Here is a 19176-nt window from a genome sequence, read left to right as displayed (position 1 = left end):
TCCTGAAGCACTGGCCTGAACCGGGGCCGGGGGCGGCGGCTTGGGCACGTCCCCCTTCGCGGCGAAGTCCTGCATGGTGATGCGCCCGCACATCCAGGCATCCGCGTCGAAGGTGGCGGCGGTGCGTTCGTATTCACCGTGCACCGGCCCCGGTTCAGGCCAGTGCTTCAGGATGATGCGTCCGTCGATGGACGAGACCATGTGACAGATGACGTGGGGCTTCATCGCGGCTCCGGGGCACGGCCCGCCCTCGGGGGCGAGCGGCGTGGGTGCGGCGATGGTTCCCAGATGCCCGGCTGCCTGTCGAACCGGATGCGGTGGGGCCGCGGCCGGTTCGTTCACTACTGCGTCGAGCCGGGAGAAGCGGAGGCCTCGGCGGCAGGGGCCGCGGGTGTCTGGCCCTCCGTGGGGGGCTCGGGCGCCTCCAAGGGGTTTTCAGGAGACGTGCCGATCCGGATGCCCACGGGTGGCGAATCCCCCGACACGCCCGTGTACCTTGGGTTTGGCGGAGCGAGGTTCACGTAGCTGCAACCGAAGAGCGCACACAGCGGGACAGCGGCGAGCAGGTGACGCAACGGACGGACCCCCGGTCAAGAGCGGGCGCATTCAAACCGGGGCGGGGTGTGGGAGTCCAGGTTCGCAGGTGGGTCACTTCGCCCGCGTGAACTCCATCACCCAGTTCATCTCCCACGTCTCACCGTCAAGCGAGAACGCCTGCTCCCACCGCGCGCGATCCGCCCCCTGGCGGGTCCAGCGGAACTGGACCTGGACCGGGCGGCCGTCGTCGGTGTCCTCGCCGTAGAAGAGTCCGTGGTCGCCCGTGAAGCCCCCGTGCACGGGAGGCATGAGCACACCGCCGCGGCTGTCGACCCAGTAGATGGACCAGCGGCGCTGCTGCACGTCGAACAGCCGCAGCGCCATGCCGGAGAACCCCCGCTCGAACGCGGCTTCCTCCACGTTGGCCACGCCGCCCAGGTGCGGCTGGCAGCGTGTCCTCGACGAGAACGTGTCCCAGTCGTCACTGCCGGACAGCCGCTTCTTGAGGCGTCGGTTGATGCAATTCCATTCGCCCATGAAGAAGTCGAAGTCGTGCACGTCGCCGGTGGGGAGCGGAGGAAGGGGCTTCATGGGGGCAGGTCCTTTCAGCAAGAGGTTCAACGCAACTGGGAGCGGGAGGTGGGCGCCAGCGTCAGGTGTTCGAGCGGCCTGTTCAGCCAGGGCTCAAGGCCGGACTGCACCTGCTTCGTCCACGCCTTCGATCCGGCCCGTCGTCGAAGGTGCTCGCGGTGGCGCGCGGCGTCCGGGAACACGGTGAGCCAGGCGAAGACGTGCTCGCCCGTGCGCACGGGCAGGGCAGGGAAGGTGTTCGGCGCGGGCTCGGTCTGGAACAGGGCCCGGGGCATGGCCTCCGTCTCCGCGAGTACCGGCCGCACGCGCTGCTCGAAGAATGTCGTGAGGCCTTCGTCGGCCGGGGCCTTCAGGAAGCAGAGCGTCAGCTCCGCGCGCGAATCGGGACGGGCCTCCGCACCTACGGGAGGCCTCGGTGGACCCGGATGCTCCAGGCCCGTGTCCGCCCGCACCGGGCGCAGCAGCAGGACGTTGTCGGAGTCCTGCATCGTCACGTTCGCGACCTCCCGGTGCGCCTTCCACACCGGGCCGCCGTAGAACGCGCCCAGCGCGGCCTTGCGGGACTCCATGTCGCGGAAGCCGCGCAGCCACACGAACCGGTCCGGCCGGTCCTCGTCGCGGAACTGACCGACGAGGTGCATCCCCACCGCCTCCTGCGCCTCCACGAAGTGCGTGTCGAAGAGCGGGATGAGGACGTCGCGCTGACCGGGATGCAGCGTGTACTGACGCAGTTCGAGGACCGAGCAGCAGGCAGGGGAGAGGGGCGGCATCAGGCTTCCGGAGGACGGGTGCGGAGGCCATCCTTGCCAGCAAGCTGGTAGGGTCATGAAGACCACTTGAGCCAGAATCGACCCTACCAGTTGGACGCCGCCACCTCGCTGCTCCTGCGGCTGGACTCGCGTGCCTCCACGCCGCTCCACGAACAGCTCTTCGAGGGTGTCCGCACGCGCATCCTCTCCGGCGCGTTGCCCCCCGGACTGCGCCTCCCCTCGTCCCGCCAGCTCGCCGCCGAGCTGGACGTGGCGCGAAGCACCGTCCTCCAGGCGCTGGATGCGCTCGCCGCCGAGGGCTACGTGGTGGCCCGCCCGGGCTCCTCCACCCGCGTCGCGCCCGAGCTGCCCATCACTCCCGATGACCGGGCCCGGAGCGCGGCGCCCCGGGTGTCCCGGGGTCCCCGGCTCGCCGCGTCGGCGCGGGCCCTGAAGTCCCCGGCTGTCGGCTCGCCGCGCCTGGGGTCCGCACCCCGTGCCTTCCGTCCCGGAGTGCCAGCGCTCGACCTGTTCCCCACCGCGCTGTGGGGGCGCACGGTGACGCGCGTCCATGCGCGCGCGAGCACCGGCCTGCTCGACGGTGGCGACCCCGCGGGCCATGCGCCCCTGCGGGAAGCCATCGCGGCCCACGTGTCCGCGTCGCGCGGCGTGCGCTGCGTGCCCGAACAGGTCTTCGTGACCGCGGGGACGCAACAGGCCTTCGATGAAGTCCTCCGGCTCGCGCTCGATCCCGGAGACACCGTCTGGGTGGAGGACCCGGGCTACCCCGGTGCCCGTCGCGCGGTGCTCGCCGCCGGTGGGCGTCCGGTGCCGGTGCCGGTGGACGCGGAGGGGCTCGACGTGGGCGCAGGCATCGCCCGGGCCGCCCGCGCTCGCGTCGCGCTGGTGGCCCCTTCGCACCAGTATCCGCTGGGCGTCACGCTGAGCCTGGCGCGGCGGATGGCGCTGCTCCAGTGGGCGGAGCGCACGCGCGCGTGGATCATCGAGGACGACTACGACAGCGAGTTCCGCCACCGGGGCCGCCCCCTCACCGCGCTGCAGGGACTCGATGAAGCCGGCTGCGTGGTCTACGTGGGCACGTTCAGCAAGGCGATGTTCCCGGGTCTGCGCCTGGGCTTCCTCGTCGCGCCGCCGCCCCTGGTGGATGCCTTCGCCGCCGCGCGTGCCTCCACCGTCGCGCCCGCCTCCTCGCTGGAACAGGCGGCATTGGCGGTGTTCCTCGCGGAGGGCCACTTCGGCCGGCACCTGCGCCGCATGCGGGTGGCGTACCGGGAGCGCGGTGAGGCCCTGCTCGAGGCCCTGCGCACCGACTGCTCGGGCGCCCTGGCGCCCCGGCCTTGCGACACCGGCATGCAGGTGTCCGCGTCGCTCGCCTCCCCGCTGTCCGACCTGCGCGTCCGCGACGAGGCGGCCCGGCTGGGCGTGGAGGTGGCCGCGCTGTCCGGCTACTTCCTCGGCCGCCGCCGCGAGTCCGGCCTCGTCTTCGGCTTCGGAGGTGTGCGCCCGGAGGCCCTCCGCGCAGGGACGCGCACGCTGGCACGGGCACTGGACGCCGCGCGCTGACGTCTCCACCCCTGTCTTGACAGGTCGAGGGCCTGCGTTGATATTCAACCCAGAGGTTGAACGATGCGGATGCCGACGACCCCGAACCACCTGGACCAGACGCTGCTGGCGCTGGCCGACCCCACGCGACGTGCCATCCTCCAGCGCCTGTCGGCGGGGGAGACGCGCGTGACGGAGCTGGCCCAGCCCTTCGCCATGTCCCTCAACGCGGTGTCCAAGCACATCCGGGTGCTGGAGCGCGCGAAGCTGGTGCACCGGCGCCGCGAGGGCCGCGAACACCTGCTGTCCTTCACCCCGAAGCCGATGGACGACGTGGCGCGCTGGATGGATGCGCAGCGCGCGAACTGGAGCGCCCGCCTGCAGGCGCTCGATGACCTGCTCCAAGAGGAGGACCGCGCCGCGGCCTCCGCCCCTGCCGACAAGAAAGGCCGAACCCGATGACCTCACCCGCCCCCATCCAGGTCCGCGTCACCCACCGCTTCAAGGCCTCCGCCGAGCGCGTCTTCGACGCCTGGCTCGACCCGGAGAAGGCTCGCCAGTGGCTCTTCACCACCCGCGCCACGCCGCTGGTGCGCGCGGAGATCGACGCGCGCGTGGGCGGCATCTTCCGTCTCTCCGACCTGCGCGACGGCGAGGAGGTGGAGCACACCGGCAAGTACCTGGAGCTCGACCGGCCGCGCCGGCTGGTGTTCACGTTCGGGGTGCCCAAGTACTCGCCGGACTACGACCGGGTGACCGTGGACATCGTTGCCCTGGACTCGGGCTGTGAAGTCACCCTCACCCATGAGATGAGCCCCAACGCGGAGCAGTACCGGGATGGCGCCCAGAAGGAGTGGGCCCGTCTGCTGGGGAACTTCGACGCGCTGCTGGGCGGGGACTCGCGCTTCGTGCCGCACGGCTGAGGTCCCTTCCGGGGCGCGGGCCGTCTACGATGGCGCCATGACCTGGCGTCCGCAGTCCTTCCGGTGGTCCGCGCTGGCGCTGCTGTGCGCCGTGTCCGCGTGCGGGCAGCGTCGCAGCGACCCGGCGCGCGTGCTGGAGGACCCCATGCGCCCCGCGCCCGTGGGGGCCTTCGCCGCGAACACGCCTCCGGCCAGCACCGGGGACTGCACGGTGCGCACGGCGAAGAGCTGCTTCGACCAGGCGCTCACCCTGCTGGCCTCGGACGCACGGGGGCCGGAGCGCCTGCGCGCGCTGTCCCTGATGGGCAAGGCCTGTGACGGGCAGGTGAAGGACGCCTGCGCGTGGCTGTACCAGCACGTGAAGGAGCCCCGGCGCGTGCGCGGCGGCCCGCCGGACGACCCGGTGTTCCAGGAGGCCTTCCAACGCTGGCGCGAGGGGCGCAAGCACCACGTGCGCGTGACGTGCCGGCTGGTGCAGGGCGGCGTGCCCCAGCGGTGCGAGGTGCGGGAAGCGACCCTGCCTCCAGACCTGCTCGCGCAGGCCCTGGCCAGCATCCAGGCCACGCGCTACGTGTTGCCATCCCTCGACGGAGAGCCCTTCGAATGCGACTGGACCATTGTCATCAAGTGACGCGGCTGTGGCCCGCGCTGGCCCTGTCGCTGTGGACGGGCTGCTTCGCCGGCACCGTGCACCGGGGCCCGGCGACGGACCACTTCGACGGCGAGACGTTCCAGAACCTGGGCGACGCGCCGAAGCTGCCACCCCTCAAGCTCCTGAAGGCCGCGCTGCAGGAGGAGCGCGGCGCGTGGCGCGACTACGCGGACCTGCCCTTCGGGCCCAAGCCTCCCGAGCGCGTGGGCGCGGGCCAGTTGCGCGTGACGTTCATCAACCACGCCACGGTGCTGCTCCAGGCGGACGGGGTGAACGTGCTGACGGACCCCATCTATTCGGACCGGGCGAGCCCTGTGTCCTTCGTGGGCCCCAAGCGCGTGCGGCCCCCGGGCATCCGCTTCGAGGACCTGCCGCCCATCGACGTCGTGGTGGTGAGCCACAACCACTACGACCACCTGGACCTGCCCACGCTGCGGCGGCTGGAGGCCGCGCACCACCCGCTGTTCCTCGTGGGCCTGGGCAACCGCGAGCTGCTCACGCGCGAGGGCTTCCAGCGCGTGGAGGAGCTGGACTGGTGGCAGTCCGCGAAGAGCGGGCCTCCGGGGCTCAAGGTGACGGCGGTGCCCGCGCAGCACCGCTCGAACAGGGGGCTGACGGACCAGGAGGAGACGCTGTGGGCCGGCTGGGTGCTGGAGACATCCGGAGGCCCGGCGCTCTTCGCGGGCGACACGGGTCTGGGTCCGCACTTCGACCGCATCGCGGAGCGCTTCGGGCCCATGCGCCTGTCGGTGCTGCCCATCGGCGCGTTCCGTCCGCGCGTCATCCACCCGGTGCACATGGGGCCGGAGCAGGCGCTCCAGGCGCACCGCGTGCTGCGCTCGGGCACGTCGGTGGCGATGCACTACGGCACCTTCCCCATGGCGTTGGACGGGCAGGACGAAGCGAAGTACCTGCTCTTGCGGCTGTTGTTGAAGGAGGAGGTCCGGCCGCGCTTCTGGGCGCTCGACTTCGGCGAAGGCCGCGACGTGCCGCCGCTGTCACCCGGAGGCGAGGGACGGGCTGATGGCGGGCGCTGAAGGCGCGGTGCCGCCGGAGGTCGAAGCGAAGGCGATGATGGACCGGGCGCGCGAGCTCATCCGTTCCGGCCACGTGGAAGAGGTGATTCCGCTCTGTGACGAGGTGTACCGGCGCTTCACGACGTCGCGGGTGCCCGCGCTCCAGGTGCAGGTGGCGCGCGCGCTGGGCAACCGGGGCGTGGTGATGGCGGAGAAGCACCCGGACCGGATTGGCGAGGCCCTGGTCCACTTCGAAGAGGTGGAGCGCCGCTTCTGGAGCCCGAAGCAGCCCGCGCTGTGGGAGGTCGTGGCGTGGGCCATGGTCCACCGCGCGCGCGTGATGATGGACCAGGACCGCCCGGACCTGGGCATCGCGGGCCTGGGAGGGGTGCTGCGTCGCTTCGGCGCCCTGGAGAAGCAGCACGGCCTGCACGTCCCGGTGGGCATGGCGCGGGAGCTGCTGCCCGCCGCGTACAACCAGGCCGAGGAGTACGAAGAGGCGCTGCGGCTTTCGGACGAGCTGCTGACCCGGTTCGACGGCAGCGACGACTCACTCCACGTCGAGCACATGGCGGCGGCGCTCCTGCAGAAGGGCGTGGCGCTCCGGGGCCTGGGCCGCAAGGACGAGGCGCTGGGACAGTTCGACGAGGTGGACGTGCGCTACTGCCAGCACGCGGACCCGCGGATGCGGGCCCTCGTGGCCTCGGCGCTCATGTCACGCGCCTTCGTGCTGCTCCAGGAGGACCGGGTGCCGGAGTCCATCTCCGCGATGGACGCCATCCTCGAACACGTCGGTCCGTCCCCCAGCCCCCGGCTCCTGGACATGGTGCTCTTCGCGAAGTTCAACAAGGAGGTCCTGGAGCGGCGGGTGCAGGTGGAGCGCGAGCGGGCCGCCCGGAAGCTGAAGGCGAAGCCGAAGCGGCGTTGAGCCGGTTCCTCAAAACGCTTCGGAGCCGGGCCACCACTCGCCCAGTCGCAACTCGATGGCGTTGAACGGTGCCGCGCGGACGACATCATCCTCGCCGTGCACGCCCAACTCCCACCAACGTCCGTCCCGCAGCTCGCTCACGGTGAGCGTGCGTGCGTCGATGTCGATGAACCACAGGTGCCGGATGCCGATGCGCGCATAGAACGGTCGCTTGATGCGCTGATCGAAGCTTCGCGTGGACGGGGATAGGATTTCGCACGCCCAGTCCGGTGCGACCGTGCACCTGCCGGTGGGCAGCACGGGCACACGTTCCCGTCTCCACCCGGCGAGGTCCGGACTGAACTCCGGTGCCCCCTCCACCTGGATGCCGGGTTCCACCAGCACCCACCAACCCCCTGGACCGCCCTGGCCCCGCTGGAAGGGGCCTCGCAGCCCTTCAATCAGCGCCCCCATGAGGTCCATGTGCCCGGCCCGGGGCCGCGCATGTGTGTACAACGTCCCGTCGATGATCTCGCCCACCACGCCCTCGGGCAGGGCCTCGATATCAGCGAGGGTCGCGGGACCCTCGAGCGTCTGCGCGCCATAGGCCATGCCTGGAGTGTGGAGATAGCAACGCCGTCTGACAAGCGGACGGCCGGGCAGCCCCCCTGGCTCCGGCGGCTCTACGCCGGCTGCGCGATGAGCAGCGTCTGCAACGGCAGGTGGCGGATGGGCCGGCTGCTCTGCACGCGGAAGCCCGCGTCGTCCAGGAAGCCCTCCAGCTCCGCGGGCGTGTACGCCGCCGCTCCCGACGTGAGGAAGTAGTGCAGCCCGATGAGCGGCGCGGACGTCCCCGCCGTGTCGCGCTCCTCGCGCAGGTACTCCAGCACCGCCAGCGTCCCCTTCGACGCCATCGACCCGCGCACGCGCCGCAGCAGCGCCACGTTCTGCGCGGGCGTCAGGTGGTGCATCACCTGGAACAGCAGCACGCCGTCATACGGCCCGCCCAGCTCCGCGTGCAGCACGTCGCCTTCCCGGTGCGTCACCCGGTGCGACAGCCCCGCCTGGGCGATGATCTCCCGCCCCACGCGCACGCTGCCCTCCAGGTCCAGCACCGTGGCCTTCAGCCCCCGGTGCTCCCGGCACAGCTCCGCCGCGTACCAGCCGTGCGCGCCGCCCAGGTCCAGCAGCTGCTTCGCGCCCCGGGGCAGGGGAATGGCCGCCGCCACCTCCGGCGAGGCCAGCCGCGCCAGCTGGTACATGGCCTGGATGTAGTCGCGCCAGCGCGGGTCGTCCGGAGCGAACTGGTGGATGTCCACCGACTGCCCGCTCTTCACCGCGTTCTCCAGCTGCCCCCACCAGTCCCACTGCGCGTAGTTGAACTCCAGGAACGCGGTGATGGCCTGCGGCGAGCGCGGATCCAGCCACCGCCGCGCGCGAGGGGCCAGCCGGAAGCGGCCCCGCTGCAGCTCCACCACCTCGCAGGCGATGAGCGCTTCCAGGAGCGCCCGCATGCCCTCGGTGCTCGTCTTGAGCCGGGCCGCCAGCGCCTCCGCGGTCGCCGCGCCGTCCGCCAGCGCCGCGTAGACGCCCAGGCGCGCGCCGGCCATCAGCGTGCGCGACGCCATCATCCCGAAGAAGGCGTGCGCCAGGGGCTGGGGCGCCAGGTTGAGGAAGTCCGCCACCCGCTCCAGGAGGTTGTCCGCCTTGAGGCCCAGCCGCATCGCGCGTCGCTCCTAGGGAGAGGGGGTTTTCCGGGGGCTACCGGCGGCGTCGGGCGCCGGCCACCGCGGCCACGCCCAACACCATCAGCGCCGCTTCGGGGCCCAGCAGACAGCCCTGGGTCTGCGCCTTGCGCACGCCGGTGTACTTGCACTTGCCCACCGCGCAGGTGAAGCGCGGCGCGCAGTCGCTGGTGCTGCGACAGTCGGTGGGGACGCGGCCGGTGGTGTCCTCTCCCTCCTCGCCGCCGGGGTCGTCACCGGCGTCCGCCGCGGACTGGGCGACGGCCACCATGGGGGAGAGCAGGAGGAGGCAGGTGAGGAGCCCTGCCGGGCGCATGCGCGAGAAGAGGGAGGACATGAGGCGGGCGCCACCCTAACGCCCCAGCGGCACGCTTGCATCTTTCCACTGAGGGGGACACCCCTCCGGTCTTCCCGGAATCGCTGGCCGACAGGGCGTCCGAATCTGCTACGGTCCCCCCGCGATGGCGCCTCGAATCCTCGTCGTGGACGACAACCAGGAGCTCCTCTCCCTCCTCACCCAGCTCTTCGAGGACGCCGGGTATGAGGTGGTGGGCGCCAGCCGTGGCAAGCAGGGCATCGAGGCCGCGCGTGCCCAGCCCCCCGGCTGCGCCGTCTTGGACATCCTGCTGCCGGACATGATGGGCTACCACCTGGCGGACACGCTGCGGAAGGACAACCCCCAGCTCCCGCTGCTCTTCATCACGGGTGTCTTCAAGGGCGGCAAGCACGCCAACGAGGCGCGCCAGAAGTACCAGGCGGCCGGCTACTTCGAGAAACCCTTCGAGGCGCAGAAGCTGCTCGAAGCGGTGGCCAAGGTGCTGCCCGCGGAGAAGAAGGTCCCCGCCGCCTCGCTCCAGGACGCCTTCGAGGTGGAGCTGGACATCGACGTGGAGGAGGAGGGCCCCCAGGACGCGATGGAGCTGACGGGCCGCATCAAGGTCACGGGCGGCGGCAACCTCACCGCTGAAATCCGGGGCGCGAACCTCACCGCCACGCCCATGCAGAAGGTGCCCTCCACCCACGTGCGGGCCCCCACGCCGGGCCGTCCGCCGGACCCGCTGCCGGTGGGCGCGGGCGCGCCGGGCAGCCGCCGGGGCGAATTGAAGGACAACCTGCCGTCGCTGCTCACCGCCTTCTACCTGTCGCGCGAGACGGGCGAGCTGGGCATCCAGCGCGGCAAGGTGAAGAAGGTCGTCTACTTCGAGAACGGCACCCCGGTGTTCGCGCTCTCCAACCTGCTGGCGGACCGCTTCGGCCAGTTCCTGGTGCGCGTGGGGAAGATCAAGGCCGAGCAGCTCCAGGACGCGTCCGCCGTCGCCGCGCTGAGCCACCGGCGCACCGGTGACGTGCTGGTGGAGCGCGCCCTGCTCAAGGACACGGAGCGGCTGTACTACGTGGGCCAGCAGGTGAAGGCCATCATCTACTCGCTCTTCTCCTGGGAGGAGGGCACGTACGTGATGAGCTTCAAGGAGAAGGCCTCCGCGGAGTCCATCAAGCTGGACGTGCACCCGGCGAACCTCATCGTCCGTGGCATCAAGAAGCTCTACAAGCCGGAGCGCCTGCGTCGCCTGCTCCAGCCCGAGGACCGGCTCATCCCCGCCGTCGCCCCCGCCTACGGCCTCAACGAGGTGGAGCTGGAGCGTTGGGAGGCGGAGCTGCTGCCCAAGATTGACGGCAACCGCGTGGTGGCGGAGCTGCTCGCGTTCGCCAACCGCCCGGAGCACGTCGTCTACGGCTTCCTGGTGTCGATGATGGCGCTGGGCATCCTGGACAAGCGCCAGTAGGCGTCAGGCGCCGGCCGGGTCAGGTGCCCGGTGCCCCCGTGCTACCCGAGCCGGGAGCCGATCCAGAACAGGCCCAGCGCGCCGGAGCCCAGGGCGACCCCGCGCTGGATCCACAGGCTGAGGCGCGCGCTGGCGCGCGACAGCCCTTCGGCGAAGAGCAGCCCCACCGCGCCCATGCCGATGAGGATGCCCAGCGCGAAACCGGGCAGGTACGTCCACGCGGACAGGCTCATGCTGCCGCCCACCAACAGCGGGGGCAGGGCGATGAGCAGCGAGCGCACGCCGCTGATGGCCATGAAGGCCCCGGCGGCGGTGCTCACGGTGTGCACGTGCTCGTGCGGCTTGCGGTCGTGGCCGGGCAGGTGCGGGTGGCCGTGGTCCAGGCTGTTCGGGAAGAGCAGCGCGGTGATGGCCAGCGCCACCAGCACGGCGCCGCCGAACACCTCCGCCCAGCGCTCGAAGGTCTCTGACAGGCCCACGCCCGCGAAGAGGCACACCGCGGCGATGCCACCCAGCATGGCCGCGTGTCCCAGCGCGAAGCGCAGCGCCGTCACCAGCGCGATGCGGCGCCGGCCGCCACCCAGTGTACCGAGCGTCGCCATGGCGGCGCAGTGGTCCGGCCCCAGGGCATGGAGCAGACCTTGGGTCAGGCCGAGCAGGAAGGCGAGCAGGATGGGAGCCACGACGGCGCACCCTAGCCGTGGTTTAACCGGGTGGCCAGCAGGAGGAAGCACCCCCGCCATGCGCACCGCCTACCCACGACACTCCGCCGCGCTGCTGCTCATGGGCCTGCTCGCGCTGTGGGGTTGTTCAAAGGACCCCGGTCCGGAGCAGCTCGCCAAAGCCGAAGGGCGCTACCTGGAGCTGATCAACCAGAAGGTCCCCCCGCGGGACCCGGCCTGGACGGAGGTCCTCTCCCAGCTCGAGGCCGTCCCCAAGGACTCCAAGAGCCGTCCAGAGGCCGACCGGCGACTGGCCTCGCTGAAGGCGGCCCGCGAGCAGATTCCGGCACGCCCCCTGGCCCGTCCCGGCGCGACCGGCGCTGGCGCCAGCGAGGTGGAGACGAAGCGCGCCGCGTGCGAGGCGCTCGCCAAGAAGCTGGGCGAGTCCACGACAGAGCCGGGCCGCGACCAGCTGCGCAAGGCGCTGGAGGACTGTCAGGCCGACCTGGTCCGCCTGGAGGCCAACGACCACCCGCCCGGTGAGGAAGGGCACTGACACAAGGGCGCGCGCGGGGTTGAGAAGCCGCTGGGGGCTGGGTAAGGAGCCGTCACATGCCCATGCCCCAAGCAGGTGACAAGGCCCCCGGCTTCTCGCTCCCCGACCAGAGCGGCGCCACCGTCTCCCTCTCGCAGCTCAAGGGACGGCACGTCGTCCTCTACTTCTATCCGAAGGACGCGACGCCCGGCTGCACCACGGAGGCGTGCGACTTCCGCGACGAGCACTCCGCGCTGGTGAAGGCCGGCGCGGTGGTGCTGGGCGTGTCGCCCGACAGCACCGCGAGCCACCACAAGTTCGCCACGAAACAGGGGCTGCCCTTCTCGCTCCTGGCGGATCCGGACCACGCGGTGGCGGACGCGTACGGGGTGTGGGGCGAGAAGTCCCTCTACGGCCGCAAGTTCATGGGCCTCATCCGCGCGACCTTCCTCATCGGGCCGGATGGCAAGGTCCTGCGCGTGTGGCCCAAGGTGAAGGTGGCCGGGCACGTGGCGGAGGTGCTGTCCGCGCTCCAGCAACCCGCCGCCGCGGCCCCGAAGGCGCCGGCGGCGAAGCAGGCTCCGGCCGCGAAGCCCGCTGCTGTCAAGAAACCGGCGGCGAAGAAGGCCTCCGCGCCCAAGACTGTAGCGAAGGCTCCGGCCCGCAAGGGCGCTCGCGCCTGAGTGGGGCGGGGTGGCGGATTCCCGGTGCACTCCTGGCGGGACAGGGAGGCCGGGACCGTGTATGCCTTCCCCCTGGCGGGTCCCTCGCTCCCCGGGAGGGACCGGCCTTTGATTCAGCCCCGTCCAGGCCTCCGGGCCGGACAGTGGGCGACCGGCAAGGCCAGTCATCGGGTGTGGGTGCCCGGGGCTGGCGCGGACGGCATGACCCTTCCTCGGGGATGGCGGAGACGATGAACATGCGCGAGCGAGGCATTCAGCGGTGGATGGGGGCGGCGACGTTGGCGGCGGGCGTGCTGCTGGGCACGGCCTGCGGCGGGCTCCCCGAGACGGGCGGCAAGCAGCCGGATGAGTCGCGGGGCAATGCCTTCGCCCAGCGCGGCGCGCAGCCGGAGGCCGTCTACAACGTGGCCGAGCAGCAGGGGCACGAAGCCCCGGGTGACGCGCACCACGGCGACGCGGCCGCGAAGCTGCCGAAGCATGTGCTGACGGTGGACCGGGGCTACAACGAGACCATCGGCAAGCTGGGCTCCAGCATCGACCCGCGCACGCCGGCCAGGGACGGCCAGGCCAACAACTCCAAGTGGGACGATGCGGGCGGCATGATGGCCCGCCGCTACGGCGCGCTGGGCGGCCCCACCTACTCGCCCGCCGCCTGGGGCCTGGGTGGCTGGAGCGTCTCCACCGCGAACGAGGGCGTGCGCGGCTACGAGGTCCCCTACAGCTACGTCAGCCCGCCCATCTACCTGCGCCAGCGGTAGTCGTTCCGAAGTCCAGGGCGTCCCACCGGCCGGCGTGCCGGCGGGCGCCCGCGCTCCGGCCCCGCCACTCCCGGCGGGGGAGCGGGGTGGCCACTCCTTTACTGTCGAGGCCCTCAACGCCTCCAGAAGGAGCCAGGTCATGCACTCCCAAACCCTCTACCGCTGGACGTTGCTGGGAGCCTTCGCCGCCACGGCCGCGCTGATGGGGCCCGGCTGCAACCGCGACAAGCCCATGATTCCCCGCGAGGGAAGCCGCTACGAGGGCACCGTCAACACGCAGCAGCCAGGGGAGCCCTCGGCCCCGATGCCCCCGCCCGCCACCGGAGGCTCCGGCCAGCAGGGCACGGGCACCACGGCTGCGCAGGACGGCGCGGGGGCCCAGGGGCAGACGAACAAGATTGGCGCGCCGGGCTTCACCACGCCCCAGGAGCCCACGCGCGACCCGGGGGGAACGCAGCAGTTCATCCAGGGCCACCAAGACAAGGAGTGACGCCCGGGAGCGCGGGTGCTTTCCGTGCCCTGCCTGCATCGCGCCGGCCAGCTTCATGCTTCGTGGCTTGTCGGTACGAGGAGGGCAACAGCACCTCGGAGGAGGAGCCCGCCAGCCCTCCGCACCCGTCGGGCACCCAGGGCGCGAAGGACGCCGGAGCGGTAGCGCGCGGCTTCAGCGCGACGCGAGCATGACCTCCGTGGGGTCCTTGCCGGTGAAGGCACTGGCGAGGCCCTGCGCGAGCGCGCGGTGCGCGGAGTCACCCAGCGTGGCGAGCCGGTCCTCCGCGGGGTGCGCGAAGCGGGCGGCGAGCGCGTCCAGGCGCCGGTGCGCTTCGGTGATGCGCTCGCGCGGGACGCGGCCGGACTCCACCGCCTTCACCAGCGCTTCGATGGCGCCGCGCTGCACGTCCGCGCGGTGGCACACGAGGAACAGGTCCACGCCCGCGAGCGTGCCCTGCACCGCGGCCTCCGCCACCGAGTAGTGGTCCGCGATGGCCTTCATCTCCAGGTCGTCGCTGACGAGCACCCCGTCGAAGCCCAGCTCCTGGCGCAGGATGCCGTGCAGCGCGCGGTGGCTCATCGTCGCGGGCACGCCGGGCTCCAGCGCGTCGAACAGCACGTGCGCCGTCATCAGCGACGCGAGCCCCGCCTTCGCGAAGGCCTGGAAGGGCACCAGCTCCACGCGGCGCAGGCGCTCCAGGTCGTGCGGCAGTCGGGGCAGGGTGAGGTGGCTGTCCGTCGTCGTGTCGCCGTGTCCCGGAAAGTGCTTCCCGCAGGACGCCACGCCGCCCGCCTCCAGCCCGCGCGCGAGCGCCACGCCCAGCCGGCCCACCTCTTCCGGGTCGCGGCTGAAGCTGCGGTCGCCAATCACGGGGTTGGCCGGGTTGGTGTCCACGTCGAGCACCGGCGCGAAGTCCCAGTCGAAGCCCACCGCGCGCAGCTCATGCGCGAGCAGCCGGCCCACGCGTTCAGCCAGGGCCTCGTCGCCGCGCTGTCCCAGCTCGCGCATGGGAGGCAGCGCGGTGAAGGGCTCGCCGCGAAGCCGCGCCACCCGGCCGCCCTCCTGGTCCACGGAGAGGATGAACGGCCTGCCCGCGCGCACCTTCAAGTCGTGGCACAGCGCCGCCGTCTCCTGGGCGGTGCCCACGTTGCGCTTGAAGAGGATGGCGCCATAGACGCCGTCGTCCATCAGGGACGCGAGGTCGGCGTCGATGCGGGTGCCAGGGAAGCCCACCATGAAGAGGCGGGCGCAGTCGCGATAGAGGGCGGAAGCAGGGCTCACGGCCGCGCAGTGTGGCAGAGCGCGCCCCGCGTGGGGCAGCGGATGCGAGCCCGAGCGTCGGCTGCCTGTCAGGGCGCGGAGCGACCGGCGCATGGCGTGGAAGCGTGCCCGCGCAGTGGCACGCCCGGCACCCTCACAGGGTGCGCCCTGTTCAGGCCGGCTGGGGTACGGCTCGCATCCGCCGTGAGGGCGCTCACGCTTCGCGGCAGCATGGCCTCGAAGCGGCACGCCCGGTTCGTGGCGCCCTGCTCATGCGGGGGGCCTGCCCGCGTCCACCGTGAGGACGCGCGCCTTCGCTACTTGCGCAGCAGCGTGCCCTCGAAGAAGAACGCCAGGCACGCGGCCAGGATGAGCCAGGTCCACAGCGGTACGGAGGGCTTGTCCGCGTCCCCCGTGGAGGCCTTCACCGTGTCCTCGCCGAAGTAGGCCGTCAGCGTGTCCTGCGGCACGCGGGACAGGTCGCTCTCCGCCGGGTCCAACGTGGCGGCGAAGTCCAGCGCGGCCACGGGCTTGCCGTCCGCGCCCAGCACCGTGTGCACGCCCGGCTCCACCGTGGGGCCCGCGACGAACGAGCCGTCCGGCTGCGCCTTCACCGGCACCTCGCTGCCGTCCGGCGCGCGCACCCCGGCCACTTTCTGCGTGCCCTCCGGGCGCAGCGTCACCGTCTCGCCGACGCGCACGCGCACCTCTTCGCGCTCCTCCAGCGAGCCCGTGAGGTACGCGGCGAAGCGCTGAATCAGCGGCAGGAAGCTCGTGCGGATGGCGAAGTCGCTCCAGTCGCGGTCCACCGTGCTGGTGAACAGCGCCACGCGCCCCTTGCCCCGGCGCGCCACCGCCACCGCGGGCGCCCCGTCCTCGTACGTGGCCAGCACCTGGCTCGTCCCCGGCGCGGACGGACTGTCCGCCTCCAGCAGCATGTACTTGTAGAAGCGCGCGCCGATGAGCCCCTCCTCCGCGCGGCCGGTGAAGGGCGCGAACAGCGGGTGGTCCACCTTCACCTGCGCCAGCTTCGCCGTCTTCGTCTCCGCGTCGGGGTCCTCGCGCTCGGCGCTCGTGCGCACGAGCCGCAGGGGCCGAGGCAGCAGCGCGCCCAGCCGCTGGTTGTACGCCTCCGGGTTCACGTGGTCGCCCACGCTCACGAAGAGGCCGCCGCCGTTCTCCACGAAGGCCGCCAGCTTCGCCGCCTCGTCCTCGGACGGCGCGGGCGCGTTGAGCAGCAGCACCAGGTCATACGCGGTGAAGTCCTCACGCAGCCCCACCTCCGCGTCGCGCACCGCCACGTCCACCGGCGAGCCCGGCGACGTGAGCGCCGCGTCCACGAAGAAGGCCTCGTCGCGGTAGCGCGTCGCGTGCGGCGAGCCGTTCACCACCAGCGCCTTCAGCCCGCGAGGCACCGGAAGCACGAAGGCCCGCCGGTCGTCCTCCGCCAGCGCGTCCGGCGCCAGCGTCACCGCGCCCACCACCGTGCCACCCTGCGGGAAGCGCACCGTCAGCGTCTTCTGCGTCGTTCCACCCGCCGGCACGTCGACGAAGCCCTTGGCCAGCGTGGACTCGCCCACGCGCACCGCGGCCTCCAGGTCCTTCACGGGCTTCGCGCCGAAGTTCCGCACCGTGAAGGTGAACTGGTACGAGCGCGGGCCCGCCTGGAGCGCGGGCTCCACCCGCAGGTCCACGAGCGCGTGGTTGTCCAGCGACTCGCGGCCAGACGCCACGTCGCGCAGCACCACCTCCGGCTTCACCAGCGCCCCCGTGGGGCCCTTCACCGTGGGCGGCGGCGCTTCCAGCCGGAAGCCCGTGGCCGTCATGTCGGAGACCACCACCAGGCGCTTGCCCGGCATCGGGTTCTCCTCCAGCGCGCGTGCCGCCAGGTCCAGGCAGCGCGACAGGTCCGCCGTGCCGTAGGTGGGCTTCGCCTCGTCCACGAGGGCGCGCAGCCGGGCCCGGTCGAAGCCCGGGGGCGGCGGCGTCTCCGGCGAGCCCGTGCACACCAGCACCGTGGCGGGCTCCTCCGGCAGCAGGTCCTTCAACGCATCGCGCGCTTCGTCGCGGCCCTTCTCGAATAGCGGCGTGCCGTCCGACCAGCGCATGGACAGCGACGCATCCAGGATGATGGCGGTGGCCGCGGGGCCTCGCGTCACCGTGGCTGCCTGCGCGTCGCGGCTGAACTCCGGCCGCGCGAGCGCCAGCGGGATGGCCAGCAGGATGAGCGTGCGCAGCGTGTACAGGAGCAGCCGCTTCAGCTTGAGGCGGCTCGCCGTGCGCTTCTGGCTTCGCAGCACGAAGGCCATCGGCCCGAACGGATGCGCCCGGGGCCGGCGCCGGTCGAACAGGTGCACCAGCACGGGGATGAGCGCACCCAGCGCGCCCAGCAGGAACCACGGGTTGCCGAACGTCACCTGCGCCTCCCGCGACGCCCCAGGAAGCGCAGCAGCACTTCATCCAGCCGCTCGTCGGTGCGCACCAGCTCGTAGTCCACGTCCGCCTCGGCGCACTTCGACTTCACGTCCGCGAGGAAGGCGCCGAACTCCTCCAGGTAGCTCTGCTTGATTTCGCGCGGGTTCACCTCGATGCGGCCCTCGCCCTCCATGTCCAGGAAGAGCGTGGGGTCGTCGAAGGGGAACGTCAGCTCCGCGGGGTCCACCAGGTGGAACACCGCCACGTCGTTCTTGCGCTGCCGGAGCGCGAGCACCCGCTTGAGCGCCTCCTGCTTTTCATCCAGCAGGTCCGACAGCACGATGACGGTGGAGCGCCGGGGCAGCACCTCCGCCAGGTGGTCCGCCGCGCTGCCCAGGTCCGTGGGGCCCTTCGCCTCGGTGTGCTCCAGCGCGTCCAGCAGCACGTTGAGGTGGCCCGCCGACGCGCGCGGGGGCACGTCGCGAAACGCGCCGCCCACCATCACCGCGAGCCCCGCCGCGTCCTGCTGGCGCACGAGCAGGTAGCTGAGCGCGCCCGCGAGCGTCTTCGCCACCTCCAGCTTGGACAGGGCGCCGCTCTGGTAGCCCATGGACGCGGACGCATCCACGACCATCACCGAGCGCAGGTTGGTCTCATGCTCGAAGCGTTTGACGTAGTACTTGTCGAACTTGCCGTAGGCCTTCCAGTCCAGGTGGCGTAGCTCGTCGCCGGGCGCGTACTCCTTGTGCTCGGCGAACTCCACGCTCTGGCCCTGATGCGGGCTCTTGTGGAGGCCGGACAGCACGCCCTCCATCACCGCGCGGGCGCGCAGCTTCACGCCCTGGAGGCGGGACAGCGTCTGGGCGTCGAGCAGCGCCATGGCGGGGGCGGACTAGCCCTTCACCACCGTGAGGAGCTGGTCGATGAGCTTCACCGACGTGATGCCCTCGCTCTCCGCGGTGAAGTTGGGCAGCACGCGGTGGCGCAGCACGGGCCTCGCCAGCGCGCGGACGTCCTCCACCGTGGCCACGAAGCGGCCGTTGAGGATGGCGCGCGCCTTGGCCGCGAGCACCAGGTACTGGCTCGCGCGAGGCCCCGCGCCCCACGACACGTTCTTCGCCACGAAGTCCGGCGCGCCCGCTTCCTTGGGACGCGTGTGGCGCACCAGCTCCACCGCGTAGCGCACCACGTGGTCCGGCACCGGCACGCGGCGCACGAGCTCCTGGAGCGCGAGGATGCGCTCGGGGGAGAGGATCTTCTCCAGCTTCGGCGGCGCGCCCGCGGTGGTGCTCTTGACGATCTGCACCTCCTCCTCGGCGGACGGGTAGCCCACGTCCACCAGGAACATGAAGCGGTCCAGCTGTGCCTCGGGGAGGGGATAGGTGCCCTCCTGTTCGATGGGGTTCTGCGTGGCGAAGACGAGGAAGGGCAACTCCAGCGGGTACGTCCTTCCGCCGGCGGTGATGCGGTACTCCTGCATCGCCTGGAGGAGCGCGGCCTGCGTCTTGGGCGGCGTGCGGTTCACCTCGTCCGCGAGGATGATGTTCGCGAACAGCGGCCCCTGCATGAAGCGGAAGGAGCGGCGGCCCGTCGTCTTGTCCTCTTCCAGGATGTCCGTGCCGGTGATGTCCGACGGCATCAGGTCCGGGGTGAACTGGATGCGGTTGAAGGACAGGTTGAGCACGTCCGCCAGCGTGGAGATGAGCAGCGTCTTCGCCAGGCCCGGCACGCCCACGAAGAGGCAGTGGCCACGGCTGAAGAGCGAAATCAGCAGGTGCTCCACCACGTCGCGCTGGCCGACGACGCGCTTTTCAATCTGTTCGACGATCGCGTTGCGGGCCTGGGCCAGCTCCGCGACGGCGCGCAGGTCCTCGCTGGTGGCGTCGGACGGGGGGAGTGGGGC

At 71.8% G+C, this 19176-nt stretch carries 21 protein-coding genes and 1 pseudogene; 11 read left to right on the top strand and 11 right to left on the bottom strand.

Features of this window, described 5'->3' with window-relative positions; translation table 11 throughout:
• From D7V93_RS15140 to D7V93_RS15130, 3 genes and pseudogenes are all read right to left on the bottom strand, one after another.
• A pseudogene (locus tag D7V93_RS15140) lies at window positions 1–225 on the bottom strand (deaminase); the annotation flags it as partial.
• Between the two features lie 423 nt (window positions 226–648).
• Window positions 649–1128 (bottom strand): hypothetical protein, encoded by a 480-nt coding sequence (locus D7V93_RS15135; RefSeq protein WP_120644092.1) that lies wholly within the window; start codon window positions 1126–1128, stop codon window positions 649–651.
• Window positions 1129–1154: 26 nt separating this feature from the next.
• On the bottom strand, window positions 1155–1898 hold the full coding sequence (locus tag D7V93_RS15130; protein WP_120644091.1) for an NIPSNAP family protein: 744 nt from the start codon (window positions 1896–1898) through the stop codon (window positions 1155–1157).
• A gap of 66 nt (window positions 1899–1964) precedes the next feature.
• Between D7V93_RS15130 and pdxR the strand changes: the two genes are divergently transcribed.
• The 6 genes from pdxR to D7V93_RS15100 all read left to right on the top strand — a co-directional run bounded on the left by pdxR (window position 1965) and on the right by D7V93_RS15100 (window position 6959).
• Window positions 1965–3461, top strand: coding sequence for a MocR-like pyridoxine biosynthesis transcription factor PdxR (gene pdxR / locus D7V93_RS15125; protein WP_279636914.1), 1497 nt, complete (start codon window positions 1965–1967; stop codon window positions 3459–3461).
• Window positions 3462–3530: 69 nt separating this feature from the next.
• Window positions 3531–3902, top strand: a complete 372-nt coding sequence (locus D7V93_RS15120) for an ArsR/SmtB family transcription factor (protein WP_341870929.1) — start codon at window positions 3531–3533, stop codon at window positions 3900–3902.
• Window positions 3899–4363: an SRPBCC family protein gene (locus D7V93_RS15115; protein WP_120644088.1), complete on the top strand. Its 465-nt coding sequence runs from the start codon at window positions 3899–3901 to the stop codon at window positions 4361–4363. Before D7V93_RS15120 ends, D7V93_RS15115 begins: the two co-directional genes overlap by 4 nt.
• 37 nt (window positions 4364–4400) lie before the next feature.
• Window positions 4401–4994, top strand: a complete 594-nt coding sequence (locus tag D7V93_RS15110) for a hypothetical protein (protein WP_120644087.1) — start codon at window positions 4401–4403, stop codon at window positions 4992–4994.
• Window positions 4967–6052 (top strand): MBL fold metallo-hydrolase, encoded by a 1086-nt coding sequence (locus D7V93_RS15105; RefSeq protein WP_120644086.1) that lies wholly within the window; start codon window positions 4967–4969, stop codon window positions 6050–6052. Before D7V93_RS15110 ends, D7V93_RS15105 begins: the two co-directional genes overlap by 28 nt.
• Complete coding sequence (locus tag D7V93_RS15100; RefSeq protein ID WP_120644085.1) at window positions 6039–6959, top strand: hypothetical protein; 921 nt, start codon at window positions 6039–6041, stop codon at window positions 6957–6959. Before D7V93_RS15105 ends, D7V93_RS15100 begins: the two co-directional genes overlap by 14 nt.
• A gap of 9 nt (window positions 6960–6968) precedes the next feature.
• Here the strand turns inward: D7V93_RS15100 and D7V93_RS15095 are convergent, their stop codons facing one another.
• The 3 genes from D7V93_RS15095 to D7V93_RS15085 form a co-directional block, all read right to left on the bottom strand.
• Window positions 6969–7550 (bottom strand): Uma2 family endonuclease, encoded by a 582-nt coding sequence (locus D7V93_RS15095; RefSeq protein WP_120644084.1) that lies wholly within the window; start codon window positions 7548–7550, stop codon window positions 6969–6971.
• 71 nt (window positions 7551–7621) lie between these two features.
• Window positions 7622–8662 (bottom strand): class I SAM-dependent methyltransferase, encoded by a 1041-nt coding sequence (locus D7V93_RS15090; RefSeq protein ID WP_120644083.1) that lies wholly within the window; start codon window positions 8660–8662, stop codon window positions 7622–7624.
• Between the two features lie 37 nt (window positions 8663–8699).
• Window positions 8700–9020, bottom strand: a complete 321-nt coding sequence (locus D7V93_RS15085) for an MXAN_6627.5 family MYXO-CTERM protein (RefSeq protein WP_120644082.1) — start codon at window positions 9018–9020, stop codon at window positions 8700–8702.
• A 124-nt stretch (window positions 9021–9144) separates the two neighbouring features.
• On the opposite strand from D7V93_RS15085, the gene D7V93_RS15080 reads away from it, so the two are divergent.
• Window positions 9145–10467 carry a response regulator gene (locus D7V93_RS15080; protein WP_120644081.1) on the top strand — a complete coding sequence of 441 codons (1323 nt, stop codon included), beginning with the start codon at window positions 9145–9147 and terminating at the stop codon, window positions 10465–10467.
• A gap of 41 nt (window positions 10468–10508) precedes the next feature.
• Here the strand turns inward: D7V93_RS15080 and D7V93_RS15075 are convergent, their stop codons facing one another.
• The gene (locus D7V93_RS15075; protein WP_120644080.1) at window positions 10509–11150 is read right to left on the bottom strand and encodes a hypothetical protein; all 642 of its coding nucleotides are present in this window, start codon (window positions 11148–11150) and stop codon (window positions 10509–10511) included.
• Window positions 11151–11208: 58 nt separating this feature from the next.
• On the opposite strand from D7V93_RS15075, the gene D7V93_RS15070 reads away from it, so the two are divergent.
• The 4 genes from D7V93_RS15070 (at window position 11209) to D7V93_RS15055 (ending at window position 13595) form a co-directional block, all read left to right on the top strand.
• Window positions 11209–11685 (top strand): hypothetical protein, encoded by a 477-nt coding sequence (locus D7V93_RS15070; protein WP_120644079.1) that lies wholly within the window; start codon window positions 11209–11211, stop codon window positions 11683–11685.
• Window positions 11686–11741: 56 nt separating this feature from the next.
• On the top strand, window positions 11742–12347 hold the full coding sequence (gene bcp, locus D7V93_RS15065; RefSeq protein ID WP_120644078.1) for a thioredoxin-dependent thiol peroxidase: 606 nt from the start codon (window positions 11742–11744) through the stop codon (window positions 12345–12347).
• A gap of 236 nt (window positions 12348–12583) precedes the next feature.
• Window positions 12584–13105 (top strand): hypothetical protein, encoded by a 522-nt coding sequence (locus D7V93_RS15060; protein WP_147451187.1) that lies wholly within the window; start codon window positions 12584–12586, stop codon window positions 13103–13105.
• Between the two features lie 139 nt (window positions 13106–13244).
• Window positions 13245–13595, top strand: a complete 351-nt coding sequence (locus tag D7V93_RS15055; RefSeq protein ID WP_120644076.1) for a hypothetical protein — start codon at window positions 13245–13247, stop codon at window positions 13593–13595.
• A gap of 174 nt (window positions 13596–13769) precedes the next feature.
• Here the strand turns inward: D7V93_RS15055 and nagZ are convergent, their stop codons facing one another.
• The 4 genes from nagZ to D7V93_RS15035 form a co-directional block, all read right to left on the bottom strand.
• Window positions 13770–14834: a beta-N-acetylhexosaminidase gene (gene nagZ / locus D7V93_RS15050; protein ID WP_372338316.1), complete on the bottom strand. Its 1065-nt coding sequence runs from the start codon at window positions 14832–14834 to the stop codon at window positions 13770–13772.
• Window positions 14835–15175: 341 nt separating this feature from the next.
• Window positions 15176–17275, bottom strand: a complete 2100-nt coding sequence (locus D7V93_RS15045; RefSeq protein WP_120644074.1) for a BatA domain-containing protein — start codon at window positions 17273–17275, stop codon at window positions 15176–15178.
• Window positions 17272–18153, bottom strand: coding sequence for a DUF58 domain-containing protein (locus tag D7V93_RS15040; RefSeq protein ID WP_120644073.1), 882 nt, complete (start codon window positions 18151–18153; stop codon window positions 17272–17274). The genes D7V93_RS15045 and D7V93_RS15040 overlap by 4 nt, the downstream gene beginning before the upstream one ends.
• 12 nt (window positions 18154–18165) lie before the next feature.
• On the bottom strand, window positions 18166–19176 hold a 1011-nt coding region (locus tag D7V93_RS15035; RefSeq protein WP_208723031.1), incomplete at its 5' end, for an AAA family ATPase.

It is taken from the genome of Corallococcus llansteffanensis, from assembly GCF_003612055.1.
Taxonomy (GTDB): Bacteria; Myxococcota; Myxococcia; order Myxococcales; family Myxococcaceae; genus Corallococcus; species Corallococcus llansteffanensis.
This window is presented reverse-complemented; position numbering and strand designations above follow the sequence as displayed.